General features: G+C 50.3%; 12 protein-coding genes and 2 pseudogenes. 7 read left to right on the forward strand and 7 right to left on the reverse strand.

The features are described 5' to 3' along the window. Positions 1 to 2: 2 nt before the first annotated feature. The 3 genes from HRI97_RS00415 to HRI97_RS00425 all read right to left on the reverse strand — a co-directional run bounded on the left by HRI97_RS00415 (position 3) and on the right by HRI97_RS00425 (position 3,346). Positions 3 to 2,099 carry a heavy metal translocating P-type ATPase gene (locus HRI97_RS00415; RefSeq protein ID WP_253725951.1) on the reverse strand — a complete coding sequence of 699 codons (2,097 nt, stop codon included), beginning with the start codon at positions 2,097 to 2,099 and terminating at the stop codon, positions 3 to 5. Between the two features lie 9 nt (positions 2,100 to 2,108). Continuing rightward, complete coding sequence (locus HRI97_RS00420) at positions 2,109 to 2,330, reverse strand: hypothetical protein (RefSeq protein ID WP_252722170.1); 222 nt, start codon at positions 2,328 to 2,330, stop codon at positions 2,109 to 2,111. A 236-nt stretch (positions 2,331 to 2,566) separates the two neighbouring features. Continuing rightward, on the reverse strand, positions 2,567 to 3,346 hold the full coding sequence (locus HRI97_RS00425) for a ZIP family metal transporter (RefSeq protein WP_253725952.1): 780 nt from the start codon (positions 3,344 to 3,346) through the stop codon (positions 2,567 to 2,569). A gap of 122 nt (positions 3,347 to 3,468) precedes the next feature. Here HRI97_RS00425 and HRI97_RS00430 point away from each other — a divergent pair, with 122 nt between their 5' ends. The 4 genes from HRI97_RS00430 (at position 3,469) to HRI97_RS00445 (ending at position 9,354) form a co-directional block, all read left to right on the forward strand. Then, the gene (locus tag HRI97_RS00430) at positions 3,469 to 5,937 is read left to right on the forward strand and encodes an efflux RND transporter permease subunit (protein WP_253725953.1); all 2,469 of its coding nucleotides are present in this window, start codon (positions 3,469 to 3,471) and stop codon (positions 5,935 to 5,937) included. A 202-nt stretch (positions 5,938 to 6,139) separates the two neighbouring features. Beyond that, entirely contained in the window at positions 6,140 to 6,949 is an 810-nt protein-coding gene (locus HRI97_RS00435; RefSeq protein ID WP_253725954.1) for an outer membrane lipoprotein-sorting protein, read from the forward strand. Continuing rightward, complete coding sequence (locus HRI97_RS00440) at positions 6,946 to 8,280, forward strand: DUF1302 family protein (protein ID WP_253725956.1); 1,335 nt, start codon at positions 6,946 to 6,948, stop codon at positions 8,278 to 8,280. The genes HRI97_RS00435 and HRI97_RS00440 overlap by 4 nt, the downstream gene beginning before the upstream one ends. 285 nt (positions 8,281 to 8,565) lie before the next feature. Continuing rightward, positions 8,566 to 9,354 carry a formylglycine-generating enzyme family protein gene (locus HRI97_RS00445; protein WP_180487511.1) on the forward strand — a complete coding sequence of 263 codons (789 nt, stop codon included), beginning with the start codon at positions 8,566 to 8,568 and terminating at the stop codon, positions 9,352 to 9,354. Positions 9,355 to 9,586: 232 nt separating this feature from the next. On the opposite strand, the gene HRI97_RS00450 is transcribed toward HRI97_RS00445, so the two are convergent. From HRI97_RS00450 to HRI97_RS00460, 3 genes are all read right to left on the reverse strand, one after another. Further along, complete coding sequence (locus HRI97_RS00450; protein WP_253725957.1) at positions 9,587 to 9,880, reverse strand: hypothetical protein; 294 nt, start codon at positions 9,878 to 9,880, stop codon at positions 9,587 to 9,589. Beyond that, the gene (locus HRI97_RS00455; protein WP_253725959.1) at positions 9,877 to 10,122 is read right to left on the reverse strand and encodes a hypothetical protein; all 246 of its coding nucleotides are present in this window, start codon (positions 10,120 to 10,122) and stop codon (positions 9,877 to 9,879) included. Before HRI97_RS00455 ends, HRI97_RS00450 begins: the two co-directional genes overlap by 4 nt. A gap of 87 nt (positions 10,123 to 10,209) precedes the next feature. Continuing rightward, positions 10,210 to 11,289, reverse strand: a complete 1,080-nt coding sequence (locus HRI97_RS00460; protein ID WP_253725961.1) for a cytidylate kinase family protein — start codon at positions 11,287 to 11,289, stop codon at positions 10,210 to 10,212. Positions 11,290 to 11,862: 573 nt separating this feature from the next. On the opposite strand from HRI97_RS00460, the pseudogene HRI97_RS00465 reads away from it, so the two are divergent. The 3 genes and pseudogenes from HRI97_RS00465 to HRI97_RS00475 form a co-directional block, all read left to right on the forward strand. Next, positions 11,863 to 12,348: pseudogene (locus tag HRI97_RS00465) on the forward strand (Rpn family recombination-promoting nuclease/putative transposase); the annotation flags it as partial. 146 nt (positions 12,349 to 12,494) lie between these two features. After that, positions 12,495 to 12,908: pseudogene (locus HRI97_RS00470) on the forward strand (nuclease/transposase family protein); the annotation flags it as partial. A 73-nt stretch (positions 12,909 to 12,981) separates the two neighbouring features. After that, on the forward strand, positions 12,982 to 13,827 hold the full coding sequence (locus HRI97_RS00475) for an HAD-IIA family hydrolase (RefSeq protein ID WP_253725962.1): 846 nt from the start codon (positions 12,982 to 12,984) through the stop codon (positions 13,825 to 13,827). A gap of 35 nt (positions 13,828 to 13,862) precedes the next feature. Here HRI97_RS00475 and HRI97_RS00480 read toward each other — a convergent pair whose 3' ends face one another. Further along, on the reverse strand, positions 13,863 to 14,915 hold the full coding sequence (locus HRI97_RS00480) for a LacI family DNA-binding transcriptional regulator (protein WP_253725964.1): 1,053 nt from the start codon (positions 14,913 to 14,915) through the stop codon (positions 13,863 to 13,865). Positions 14,916 to 14,957 lie beyond the last annotated feature (42 nt).

The following is a 14,957-nucleotide window of genomic DNA, read 5'->3' on the forward strand; positions in this document are numbered from 1 at the left end:
CATCATTCTTTTTTCAATAACGGCTGCATTGCCCGCACGGCAAATGCGATCGTCGATGAATTGTGCAGAACGGCGGCAAGCGACGGCGAAATAAATCCGAACAAACCCGCAGCGATAAGAGCGGAATTAATAATTATTATATTTTTATTGTTGTCGTCGATCTTTTTCATCAAACGTTGACCCATAACCCGCGTTTTCAACAATGCGGCAAGCCCGTCGCCCGACGGCAGTACGATGTCCGCCGTCTCTCCGGTGATTTCCGCACAGTCGCCCATAGCGACTCCGGTATTTGCTGCGGCGAGCGCAGGTGCATCGTTTATGCCGTCACCGATCATGATGACGGTGTGTCCTTCCTGTTTTTGTTTTTCGATGTAGGCGACTTTGTCTTCCGGCAGTGCGTGTGCGATATAGCGGTCGATGCCCGCAAGTCCCGCCGCAGTCTTTGCCGCACCCGCGTCGTCACCCGTTATCATCGTACAATTGACAATGCCCGTACCGTGCAGGTGACGGACGATCTCTTTCGCATCGGCTCTCACGGGATCGGTAATCGCAAAAGCGGCGAGCAGCCGTTTTTCTTCTGCAAGATACAAAAGCGATTCGCCGCGATCGAGTGCATCCTCGGCGACTGTATCGAGATTTTCCGGAGGAATTATTTTTTCATCGTCAAAGATAAAATGCCGGCTGCCGATCGAAAGGCGTTTGCCGTTCAGCGTCGTTACGATGCCGTGCGCGACGATGTATTCGACTTTTGCATGGCGTTCGGGATGCTTGAGCCCTTTATCTTCGGCGGCTTGTACGATCGCGCGGGCGACGGGATGGGTAAAATGCTCTTCCAAACAGGCGGCCGTCGCGAGCATATCATCTTCGCTTTTTTTGGCGAATACGATGATGCGCGAAAGCTTCGGTTCCGCTGCCGTAAGCGTGCCGGTTTTATCGAATACGACGGTATCGGCTCGTGAAGCATCTTCAAGAAATTTTCCGCCCTTGACGAGAATGCCGTGCTCGGCCGCTTCTTTCATCGCGCTCAAAACCGCAAGCGGAGCTGCGAGCTTCATAGCGCACGAATAATCGACCATAAGCGTCGATAAGACTTTTGTTATATTTCCCGTAAAAATAAACGTCAAAAGTGAAAGCAAAAAATTGTATTTGACGAGCTGATCCGCAAGTTTTTCCGACCGGACTTGCGACGAAACTTTCAGCTGCTGCGACGAATCGATCATCGCGAGGATATTCTGCACTTTCGTCTGGCTGCCCGTCGCGCGTACGAGCACGAACAGCTCTCCTTCCTGCACGATCGTTCCGGCAAACACGCTGTGCCCCTTTCGCTTTTCGACGGCGAGCGGTTCTCCGGTGATCGACGCCTGATTGACAAGCGCTTCACCTTTGACGACTTCGCCGTCCGCCGGAATGAGCGAACCCGTGCGCACCGCGACGATATCACCTTTTTTCAGCGTATACAACGGAACCTTTCGTTCGGTTTCCCCTTCGACGAGCTGTGCTTGATCGTTTTCGGAAAACAGTGTCGACGCCAAATCTTCATACGATTTCTTTTTCGTGTATTCTTCGATCGTTTCGCCGATATCGAGTAAAAAATTAATATTCGATGCGGTTGACATATCACCCGTCGCCGCGGCAGCGGTAATGGCCGTCGCATCGAGAACGTCGGCACAGAACACTCGTCCGGAAAAAATCCGTTCGACACCTTTTAAAACCCGAGGCGCGATCGAAGCCAGCTGTAAGATCGATCCGAGCGGCGGAGGCAAAAGCCGCTTTGCATAATGCCATACTGCCATCGAAATGAGCGATTCCGGAAGGCTTGCCCGCTTCGGCGGGAGCGTAACGGATGCCAGCATATCCGCATCGTTGAGATATTTGTCGGAAAGAGCTCTAAACAGCGCTTTGATATTTTTTTCGGATTGTTTTGTTTCGTCGTAACGAATAAGAAAAGAGCCGACGATGTGATTGACCGTTACTTGAGCCATGCCTTCCTGAACGGAAAGCAGAGTTTGCGCAAGCACAGCCTGTCGCACGCTTACTTCGGATTTGTCGTACCGCACGCGCATGCGTCCGGGGAGAGAATGCTTAACATAAAACTTCATACGGGACAGTTACGCTTTCGCCGCGTTCGCCTTTTTTTGTTTTGCCTCCGCTTCCGCATCTTCGGCATCTTCTTTTACCGATTCGAAAAACACCGAGGCGTCTTCTTTAAGCTGTAAACCAGCAGCTATCAGCTTGGAACAGCTTTTGCGGAATGCATCCGTTTTCATAAGCGACACCGCAGCCGCCCCGACAACCGCACCGAGTAAAAATTTTTTCATCCCTTCTGACATCGTATTCTCCTGTCGGAAATCAATTCCGATATTTTGATCGAACTGTGATTTTTGTAATTAATTCATAATACCGCTGCGGCTTGGAAAATGCAAGAGCGCATAATTCCGAGCAATGCGGAGGAATTATGCGCGTCTCCTATAAAAGAAAAACGGCTCGGCCGTTTTTCAACACCAGACTTCATCAACCAAATCCGAGCAGCGTCCGCTTGCAACGCGTCCATGCGGTATTTTCCATATCAGCTCAATGCGACGTCGAGCACCATCATGAGTGCGAAGCCGGCGGCAAACCCGATCGTGCAGACGTCGGTTTTATCATCCCGCGTCGCTTCGGGGATGAGCTCTTCGATGACGACGTAAATCATCGCGCCGGCGGCGAACGAAAGAAAATACGGCAAAGAGGCTGTGACGATCTCGGTTAATAAAATCGTAATCACGGCGGCGACGGGTTCGACGGCGCCTGAGAGCATACCGTACCAAAACGATTTCGCTTTGCTGTTGCCTTCCGTCCTGAGCGGCATCGAAATGATCGCGCCTTCGGGAAAGTTTTGTATCGCTATGCCGAGCGAAAGTGCAAAAGCCGCGGCGGCGGAGACGTTGGCGGTACCGCTCGTCATGCCCGCAAATACGACACCTACGGCCATGCCTTCGGGAATATTGTGCAGCGTTACGGCGAACACGAGCATGAGCGTACGGCTCAAGCGCGATTTCGGTCCTTCGGGAGCGGATGCGTCGATGTGCAGGTGCGGTGTTATTCTATCGAGCGAAAAGAGAAAGGCGATGCCGAATAAAAAGCCGACGAGAGCCGGTATAAACGATAGACGTTTCGCCGCATCGGCCATCTCGATGGACGGGATGAGGAGCGACCATACGGATGCCGCAATCATCACGCCTGCGGCAAATCCCATAAGCGCGCGCCGCACACCGTCGTGCATTTCGCGTTTCATAAAAAATACGCATGCGGCGCCGAGCGTCGTTCCGATAAACGGAATCATCAACCCCCAAAAAACGGTCGTCATATTATTTCCTTACGCCTATTATTCCGCTGTGTTGACAAAAAATCAAGTTTCGCATAGCATACATCCGATAATAAGTTAGCATAATATAACTTTTGAGCACGTATGTTTTTACGGACGACTGTATGACGGTAAACAAAATCAATACGCGGTTCGAAAAAATCGGACGTTTTCAAATAAAGCATCGGACGGCATTTTTAATTGCAATCGCCCTTATCACGCTTGCGGGCTTTGCCGGCTTGCCGAGGTTTAAATCGGAAGACGACGAAGATCAGTGGATTACCAATTCCAAAGAGCAAAAAGCCGCAAATGACAGATTTAAAGAATTGTTCGGAAACACCGACGTCGTCGCCGTGCTCGTCGAGGCCGACGACGTGTTCGACCCTGAAGTGCTTTCTGCGATCGACCGGCTCGGCAAACGCCTCGAAGCGGAAGTACCGTTCGCGGATGAAGTTACGTCGCTTATGCGTTTGACCGTTTCGCAAGGCACGGAAGAAGGTATCGAAGTCAGCAATCCGTTTAAAGACGGCATCCCCGGCGGCGGCAAAGGGCTCTCGCAGATGACGGAGGAAGAACGCGCGGAGCTCGCCGAAAAAAAAGCGTTTATCATGAGCCGCGAATCGCTCGTCAACAATATCGTGTCCGACGATGCAAAAGAGACGTGGGTGGTTCTTTCGTTGACGCCTTACGACGACGATTATGCGGATATGTACAAAGTCGGCGACGCTGCGATCCCGATCGTCGAGGCGGATGAATTTAAAAGCGACGCTTACACGTTCAAAGGCAGCGGCGTCGGCTACATCGAAACGGAAGAAAGCCGCGCTGTAAGGCACGATATGAAATGGCGTATCATCACGGGCTTTATCGTCATGCTCGTCTGTTTGATTTTGTTTATCCGTTCGGTGCGGGGAGTGCTCGTTCCGATCTTTGCAACCGTCGGCGGTATCGGTACGGTGTTCGGCTTTTCCGGCTGGTTCGGCATCATTGCCGGAGAAAATCTTCTGACGCTGCCGATACTGCTCGGTATGGCGCTTTCTGTCGGTTATGCGATTCACTATATCAACGGGTTCAATTACGAATTCCGTAAGTGCGGCAGCCGCAAAACAGCTGCAATCGCCGCGGTGAAAACGACCGGCTGGCCGATTTTATTTACCGTCATCACGACGATGGCATCCTTTATTTCGTTTTTTACCGCCGGCATCGGTGCGCTGCGCTGGCTCGGCGGTACCTGTTCCGCACTCGTCTTTATCATCTATCTGTACGTCATCGTGCTGCTTCCGGTTTTGTACAGCTACGGAAAGGACTCCCCCGCGGCGGCAAAATCGTCTTCAGCGAAAGCGCTCCGGCGGGAAGCGCGCATAAAAGCGTTTCACGAAAAAGTCGACGCCGTATACGGACGCTTCGGCGAACAAGTGCTCCGACACCGCCTGCCGATCCTCATCGTCGGAGGTGCGATCGCGACGGCATCCGTTTTCTATATGTTCCGCATTGAAGTGAATATGGACTACGTCGGTATGATGGGCAAAAAAATCCCGTATGTCGAGCGCATGATTTCCATTATGAATTCGAAACTAGGCAACCAATATTCGTACGAAGTGATGATCGAACTTCCCGAAGCCGATGCATTTAAAGAGCCCGAAAATATGCAGGCACTCGACGATTTGGGAGCCGCTCTCGGCAAACTCAGGCTGACGAAAATATCGGGTACGAAGCCGCGCGTCACATCCGTAACCGATATCGTAAAAGAGATGAACCGCACGCTGAACGGCGACGATCCTGCGTTTTATACGGTTCCGAAAGAGCGGGATTTTTTAGCGCAGCTGTTATTCCTGTACGAATTATCCGGCGGTGAAAATCTTTCCGTGTGGATGAGCGAGGACTGCAGCACTGCATACGTACACGTCGAATTGAAAGAATACGATGCGAACGCGATCGATTTGGACATAGTCGATGCGCGTTCTCTCGGCTCTCGTTATTTTCCCGGCGCGAAAGTTTTCTGCATCGGCGAAATCGTCGGTTTTGCAACGATGAATCACACGCTCGTTACCGGCGAATTGAAATCGCTCGGCGGTTCGTTTATAATAATTTTACTCCTTTTGATAATCGTGTTTTCGAGCATACATACGGGATTTATCGCCATGATCCCGAACGCCGCACCGGTACTGCTCGTCGGCGGACTCATGGGCTTTTTCGGATATCCGCTCGATATGCTCACGATGACGATTATGCCGATGATACTCGGCATCGCGGTTGACGATACGATCCACTTTACGAATCACGTCAAACTTGAATACGAGGCGACGGGCGATTATCACAGAGCGGTCGTCGATTCTTTTGTCAAAATCGGTCGATCGATGATTGCGACGACGGTTATCCTGTGCGCGATGTTTTCGATGTATATGTTCAGTTCGATAAGTATGCTGTTCCGCATCGGATTGCTGAGCGTCGTCGGACTCGCCGCTGCCCTTATCGCCGATTATACGCTGACGCCGGTGCTGCTGTTTTCGGCAAAGTCGTTCGGAAAAGAAGCGGATGCAAAAGAAAACAATGCGTCGAAACATGATAATTTTCCAACCGTTTCGCGCATCAATTGAATGGTGAGTTTTGAAAATAAATAAAATGGTGCGGAGGCGAGGTTCCGGCTGCGTGCCGTTTCGAGCGTTAGGCTTACGGAAGCCTGCATTAGAAGCTCGACCACGGCTAAGCGGACGGGTTCTCGCCGAAAGCATAGCTTTATTTAACTAATATTTTCAAAACTCGATATTCGACTTAATAATATTGATTTTGGAGGATACTATGAAAAGGATCGAAAAATTGTTAAAAAGAGCTGCCGTATTTTTTGCAGTCGGTGCCTGCGTGTTCGCGGCCGCCGCACAGGATTTGAGCGGCTACGATATTATGAAGCGCGCGCGAGACGCGGACACCGGCAAAACGGGAACCTATACCGCAACGATGACGCTTGTCAATAAAACCGGCAATCAGCGAGTGCGCGAAATCGTGTATTATACGAAAGATTACGGCGATAACGATAAAACGGTCATCGTTTTCCGTACGCCGAAAGACGTCGCCGGTGTCGGCTATTTGATGTGGGAATACGATGAAAAAGCCGACGGTACGAAAAAAGATTCCGACAATTGGCTGTATATGCCCGCGATGAAAAAAGTGCGCCGCATATCCGGCAGCGAAAGCGGCGGCGATTTTATGGGAACGGATTTTACGTACGACGATATGGGCGACAGAGCGCTTTCGAAAGATACGTTTACCGTGCTCGCTTCCGAAACCGTCGACGGCTTCGACTGCTGGAAAATCGAATGCGCTGCAAAAGATAAAACGGAAAAAAATCCCCGCCGCATCGTATGGATCCGCAAAGATAATTTTAAATTATTAAAAAGCGAATACTACGACCGGCAAAACGCACTGCAGCGTAAACTCGAGTGCACAAACATTGAAAAAATCGACGGTATATGGACGATCGGAAAAATGACGATGGTAAACGTCAGGACGAATCATTCGACCGTCATCGAAATGAAAGACGTGCATTACAATATGCCCATAAACGATTCCGTCTTTACCGTTGCATCCCTTGAACGCGGAGCGATAAAATGAAATTATTAATTTTAAAAATGTTGCAGGCTGTGCGGCGGTATCGTACCGCCGTGTTCGGGGCTGTCTGCATTCTTTCCGCCTCCTTCGCGTTTTCGCAGGACATCACATTTTCGGGAAGCGCCAAAACCGCAGTCGGCGTTTTTATCCGCGGCGACAATGCGGGCGATTTTTCACCCGCAAAAGAAACGGTGAGCGGAGAGGTCGACGCGCGCTTTGCGGATTGTGCGGTCTTTATCGCGGGCAACGCGTATTTCAATGCGCTCGCTGCGAATTCCGGCGGAAGTTTTTCGGTTACCGACGGACTCGGCGCGGAACTGCAGGAAGCGTATTTTTCGTGGACGTCGAACGAGTTCGGAAACGGTTTGACGGCGGGCTTAAAAATCGGACGGCAGATAACGGCTTGGGGAAAGGCGGACGGCATACGCATCGCGGATATCCTCTGCCCGCAAAATCTCGCATCGCTCGGTACGTCGAACTACAGCGAAAGCAGGCTCGGCATCGACGCGATAAAGGGCACGCTTTCGGGAACGTATTTTTCCGCCGATGCGTATTGGATTCCGTTTTTCAGACCCTCTGCGCTTCCGTTCGAATCGTGGAATCCGCTTCGAAAAGCGCTCATTCCGAGTTCCGTTGGTGCCGTACCGGTCGTACTCGGCGATATTTCAAAGCCGGAGCTGAACATCGCGAATTCGAGCTATGCCGCGCGCGTAAGTTTTTGGTTTCCGGCGATCGACTTTTCGCTGTACGGATACTACGGCTTTGACGATTCGCCGAATCTATCGTACACATTTACTACAATACCGTCGCCAAAATTTACCGTGACGGGAAAGTATTATCGGTACGGCATGGCGGGCTTCGACTTGGCCGTTCCCGCAGGAGCTTTTGTGATCAGAGCGGAAAGCGCGTTTTTTATCGAGCGTGCGCTTCAGCTCGGACAAACTTCGTTCGGCGGCTGCGAAAGAAAAAACGAACTGAGAGCCCTTGCGGGAATCGACTGGAATAAAAACGGCTGGATGCTTACCGCGCAGTATTACGGGGACGTCGTATTCGCTTATGTCGACTCGCTTGCGCGCGACGCGTACGAGCACGGGGCTACGGCAAACCTTTCGAAAACGCTTTTTTCCGAAACACTCACGCTTTCGTGTACCGGCCTTGTACGCTGGAACGATTTGGACGGCTTTGCCGGCCTTAAAGCCAAGTACAACCTCACCGACGAGATTTCGCTTGCGCTTGCGTTCGACGGCTATTTTCCCGGTCCGAAAAGCGACGGCACTTACGGAAAGTATAAAGATTTGAGCTGCGTGCGATTCGAAGGAACGGTTAAATTTTAAGTACGATTCCGATCGTTTTGCAGGTCGAGCGAACGGCGAGTTTCGAAAATAAATAAAAATGTGCTCAAGGCGGGGTTCCGATCGCGCGCCGTGCGCTTAAGCGGTATGCTTACGGAAACCCGCCCTAAAAGCTCGAGTCGGCTAAGCGGACGGAAAAATCGAATCGATCCCCGAACCGTATAATCTGCCGGTACACATCTCAATACAAATCGACGTATAAAAATCGTTCCCGTATCCCTCAATTTTTTTTGATAAATTTCAAAAGGTGTGTTATAATACGGGAACATGATGATTTTAGTTAAGGGCGGTACATTTCAAATGGGTTCTCCGACCGGTATGGCCGACGAACGGCCGGTACATACCGTTACCGTCGACGACTTTTACATGGACGAACATTTGGTTACCCAAGCCGAATGGAAAAAAATTATGGGAGTAAATCCCGCATATTTTTCAAGCAGTCCGAAAAAAGGCGAATCGCAAATCAAACGCCCCGTCGAACACATAAGCCAGTACGACGCATTCGTCTATTGTAACAAACGCAGCATCGCCGAAAAACTGACCCCGTGCTATATCATCAAAGGCGAATCCGATCCCAAAAAATGGGGCGCCGTTCCCGACGAACAAAACAACGTCTGGGACAATGTCCAATGTCGCTGGGAAGCGAACGGCTACCGGCTCCCGACCGAATCCGAATGGGAATACGCAGCGCGCGGCGGCGTTCACGACGGACAAAAAAAAGCGGCGAAAGACGCCGACGAAAACCGATCGTGGAACAAAAACAACAGCGACTGCATGACACATGCCGTGTGTTTAAAATCGCCTTCCGTGCTCGGCTTTTACGATCTTTTCGGAAACGTATGGGAATGGTGCTGGGATTGGTACGACTGCTATACGGCCGGCGAATTCGTAAACCCGCGCGGCGCCGAACGCACAGCCGACAACACCGACCGCATGGGTCGCGGCGGCGCATGGAATGCCGAAGCATCCGACTGCTCGCCGTATTTCAGAAACTGCGGGAGCCCCGCTTCCCGCTACAACTTTATCGGCATGCGCGTCGTCCGCTCGAAAAAATAACAATTTTCTCCGTGCCCGCGCCGCAGATTTTTTTACAGAGTTCACCGAGCACAAAAACCCATGACAGGTTTTAATAATTAATAAATTTTCGGACGGAGCTTTTTTTGCCATCCGCCCCTCCGCCGCTTGCTCACGCGCGGCGTCCTCGCTCCGCTCCGGTCGCTGCCTGTGGCACGGCTCCGGGGCGGCGTAGGCTTTGTTTTCAAATGCCCGTACCTGCAACGCTGCTTTATTATCCCAATACCTTTTTTATATTTCCGTACACGATTTTAAAATTCTTAAAAATAAAAAACGCGATCAGCGTAACGATGAGCAATTTAATAAAATATTGAAAGCTTCCCATGCAGTGCGCTATAAAATAAAACTCAGGCGATACGTTTGTCCCGCTTACCGATCCCGTATACGCCGTATATGAGCGCCGAGCGCTCGGAAGTTCGATGATAAATAAAACGAAAAAGAAAACGCTGACGACGCCGGATAAAAAATAATAAAGCGCGCCCAGCTTTAAATAATTTTTGAATTTCACTTATTTTCTTCCGTAAATTTTGCAAATACCCGGCCGACTCCCCAAAAGATAAAACCTTCGACCGTATTGCGCAGCATCATGGTTATATATGAAAGCTGATCGAGCGTGGCGCGCCCCTCTTCCAATATTTTTAAAATCAACGATATCGTTCCCGTCGCGATGCTTATCGCAATGTAAATCACGCTTAAATATTTTATATATTTCGGAACGTCGAATTTTTGCAACATATCGTCTTGTATCATCGCGGCATCTCCTCATTTTCATATCGCCGCATCGCTTGCAACAGCCTTGCGGCTGTCCGAAAACTGAAGTTTTTAGACAGCTTTCTTTCAGTCAGCCTTTTTTTTCGCCTTCGCCTTTGCACCGTGTTCCGCACGTGTCGATACCGCTTTTTTTACGCTCGACGCGATTTTTTTCGCAGTTTCGGCCGCCTCTTTTCCCGCTTTCGGCGCGGATTTTTTTACGTTTGCCGCAATCGTTTTTGCAGCGGAAGCCGCCGTTTTTTTCGCACTCACCGACGATTTTTTTACTTCCGCGGTGATTTTACGCACGGCTTCGGGAGCGGTCTTTTTGACTTCTTCGGCAATTTTTTTCGCCGTCTTCGGAGCCGATACTTTTATGTCATCCGCAATCTTTTTCGCCGCATTCGGAGCAGATGTTTTTATATCGTTCGCAATCGTTTTTGCAGCGGAAGCCGCCGTCTTTCCTGCATCCTCCGCCGATTTTTTCAAATCCGCTGCAAACTTTTTCGTTGCAGATACAGCCGCTTTTTCTGCGGCTTCGATCGATTTCCGTACGGGACCGACGGTTTTGTGCTGTGCCGCATCGCAGATCATCGCCGCGCAGGTATCCAATCCGATTGCGCTGCTTTTGAGACACAAGTCGTAATTTTTTACTTCGCCCCAAACGCGGTCGGTATTGTATTTGTAATAAAGCTTCCGCTTTTTGTCGCGGTCGAACAGATAGCGTTCTATGTTCGGCGCATCGACTTTATAAATGCTGCCTGCGCGCGCGATGCGGAAATCCATATCCGCATAGATAAAGACGTGAAAGCAATCCGTTCTGTCGCGCAGCACGTAATCGGCGCATCGCCCGACGATAACGCAGGGTCCCTCTTCCGCAATCTCCCGGATAATATTGTACTGCATCACGTAGAGCTTATCGAATACCGACTGCCCCGTAGAAAATCCGCCGAAGCCCGCCGGCGCGCTGTACACGAGGTTTTGTCCCGCGGATGCGTATTCGCCCCGCTCTTCGATAAACTCCTTTGCGAGCCCGCTTTTTTCCGCAATCTTTTCTATGATTTCCCGGTCGTAAAATTTCCAACCGAGTTTATCCGCGACGTCCTTTGCGATGATGCGCCCGCCCGAACCGAACTGTCTGCTGACAGTGATGATTTTTATATCCATATAAAATACCCCTTTATCATACACACGGATACGATCCGTAAAGTCAGTATACCATATTTCGACGGATTTGTGTACGAAAAAAACGGGGGAAATTCTCAGACTTGTCTGCAGTCGAGCGGTTTAAGAAAAATTCCGTATGTATATTTTAAGGGGGAAAGCCTTCCCCTCGCGCGCACTCCGTTGCGCGCTGCCCCTTCCTGCGGGGACACCCCGCAACGCCCCGTTTGCCGCACGGCTTGCCGCGCAGAAAATTTTTCGAAAAAACTCCGAAATCGCAACTTTCCGCGATTTATATATAGTGAAGTATTATCAGGATAACCGTACCGGAAATTGTATTCTTAAAAAATAACATATAACATAAAAAATCGGCTGCACTCCCGGCAGCAGCCCTGCCGTCCGCCGCGGCAGACCGTAATCGGAATCGGACTGCGCAATCTCTTTTTACAAAGAGATTGCTTGCCATCGGTCTGAGCGGCTCGGCGGCAGTTCCGCTGCCTCGCGTTCCGCCTTTTTATGTAAGTATGCGCTTCTTTTCTAAGTATCCATTTCCGGTGCGGTTATCCCGGAGGTTTTATGGCAAAGCATAATCGTCGATATAAGGATTCGGTCTTTGTCGATTTTTTCGGCGAAGATAAAAACGCGAAAGCGAACTTTCTTTCGCTCTACAACGCGCTTCACGGCACTTGCCTCAATGAAACGACGGAACTCGAACCGCTGCGTCTCGAACAGGTGATGTATATGGCCTTTTGCAACGATGTCGCCTGCCTCGTCGACGGGAAAATCATCGTATTGATCGAACACCAATCCACAATCAACGCCAATATGCCGCTGCGATTTTTACAGTATGCCGCTCGGCTTTATGAACGTATACAAAATCCCCGCGACCGTTATCTCCGCAGATTGAAAAAAATCCCTACGCCGGAGTTTTACGTATTTTACAACGGCGAAGAAGATTACCCGGAAAGCACGACCCTCCGTCTGTCCGACGCTTTTATAACGGCGCCCGAAAAACCGAGCCTCGAACTCGTTGTCAGCGTGACGAATATCAATTATAATAAGGGAAGGTTTAAAAGTGCCGCTGAAATGGCGCGACGCTTTTAACTTCGAGTTTTCAAAAGAAAACTCGCCCATATACGTGTGCGCTTTCGCGCACTAATTATACCGCTCCTAAATCTGAAGATTTACTCGCTGTATAATTTTAAAGAAGTAAGATATTGCATACGTGCAAACCGCTGAAAGAATACACGCTGTTTATCGAAGCGGTGCGGAAACATACCAAGCTCGACAGTGAAAACGGTTTTAGGAACGCGATCAAAGAGTGCATACAAAACGACATCCTGCGGGAGTATTTACAAAGAAAAAGTCGGGAGGTGATGAATATGTTAATTGCCGAATACGATTACGATGTGGACATAGCCGTGCAAAGAGAAGAAGAGCGGGAAATAGCACTCAAAGAAGGCGAAGCGAAAGGTTTTTCTCTTGGGGTTACACAGGGCATTTCCGAAGGCTCATATCAGGCGAAACTTGAAACGGCGAAGCTCATGCGCGCGCATAATTACCCGATTGCCGAAATCTGCACGATGACCGGTCTCTCCGAAGCTGAAGTCAAACAGCTGTAACGCTTCTTTGTGCATCCCGCTGCGTTGACACATACGCTCCGGTCGGCTAGGATTGCGACAATGAGGTTTTGCGATGCTGAATTACAACGATCCGAAAGACATCGAAGCGTTTAACAGAGGCATAGACCGCGCCGCGCTCGTCAATTCATGCAAACATTTTGTACTCGACATGGACGGCACTTTTTATCTCGGCAATACGATTTTGCCGGGCAGTCTCGATTTTTTAAAGACACTCGAAAAAACCGGACGCGATTATTTATTTTTTACGAATAACTCGTCGAAAAGCCCCGACGTGTACATCGAAAAGCTCGCGGGCATGAACTGCGTTATTTCGCGGAAGCAGATTATGACGAGCGGAGACGTAACGATCGAATATCTGAACGCCGCGTATCCGGGAAAACGCGTATACCTCGTCGGAACGGAAGCGCTTATCAAAAGTTTTCGCGAAGGAGGAATCGACCTCGTCGAAGACGATCCGGATATCGTCGTCATCGGTTTCGACACGACGCTCACGTATGAAAAGATCGTAAAAGCGAGCGACTGCGTGCGCGCCGGCGCCGTCTATCTTGCGACGCATCCCGACATCAACTGCCCCGTCGAAAACGGCTACATCACAGACGTCGGCGCGTTCTGCGCGATGATTTCGCTGTCGGCGGGCGTCGGCGAAGTAAAATCGCTCGGAAAACCGAATCCCGAAACCGTCGACATGGCGATGCTCCGCGCAGGCTGGAAAAACCGCAGCGAAATCGCCTTTGTCGGCGATCGCCTTTACACCGATATAGCAGTCGGCGTCAACAACGGCGCTCACGGATTGCTCGTGCTCACCGGAGAAGCGAACATGCGCGACGTACAAAAATCCGACACGAAGCCCGATGCGATTTTCCGCGACTTGCGCGAAATCGGTTCGTTCCTGGAATAAAACGGCAATATCGTCATATTTTTTCCGGCGCGTTTTCAATGCGCTTTCATCCGAGGCTTCCCCGTAGTCTTTCTGTCGATGAGTTTGTTTTTAAATTCGAGACGGGTTAAGGCGACGTGTTCGATATCGCCGTTTTCAAGTTTCGCCTGCAAAAGCGAAAACGCGCTCTGTCCGCGCTGATTGATAAAGTGGTCGATCGTCGTAAGCGACACTCCGCTGAACTTGGACGGGTAGATGTTGTCGAAACCGCATACGCTGTAGTCGTCGGGGATACGAAACCCCTCTTCGATGATTTCGTCGATGACGCCGTAGGCGACCATGTCGTTGATGGCGACGATCGCGGTAACGTCGGGATACATTTGTATACATTTTTCAGCGAGCGCACGCCCCGTGCGGTGTTCGATTTCAACGGTCGAAAGCTCCAACATCGGATCGACGTCGCTCGTAATAAGCGATACGGCACCGCTGCCGAATTTCTTAAAGCTTTCGCACAAGCCTCTGTAGCGCAATACGCGCGAAGAATGATATTTATTGAGCGTCGTCGAAACATAGCAGACGCGCTTGTGTCCGAGCGAAATCAAATGCACTCCCATTTGATAACCCGCATCGAAGTTGTTCACTTCCGCCATATCGATCCGCATCGCATCCTGTTTGTCTCCGACCGCGACGACAGGCAGACTGTCGGCCATTTTTTCGACGAGTCCGGGCTGCTGCGGTACCATCGAAAAAATCAATCCGCGCACGGCGGGGTTTTGCGCAAATGCGATGATTTTCTTTTCGCGTTCGATGTTCCAATATGTATTGTAGATGAGCGTCGTATAGCCGCTTTTTTCGGCGGCGAGTTCCATGCCCTGCAGGAGCGTTGCGTAGTACGGATTGATTATAGACGGACAGACGATGACGATGATGCCCGTTTTGTCGATACCGTGTTTCGGTTTGTAGTTGAATTTTCTGGCGGCGGCATATACGGCTTCGATCGTATCGTCGGAAAAGCGGGAAAGATTTTTTCCTGCGAGTATCATCGAAACGGCTGCCGTTGAAATGTGAACGGCATCGGCTATATCGCGCAAAGTCGGTTTGGCTTTCATTTGTTAAACAAAATTTAACACGGATTTTAAAAAAGCGCAAGA

Origin of the sequence: Treponema socranskii subsp. buccale (assembly GCF_024181585.1) — a bacterium.
Taxonomy (GTDB): domain Bacteria; phylum Spirochaetota; class Spirochaetia; order Treponematales; family Treponemataceae; genus Treponema_D; species Treponema_D buccale.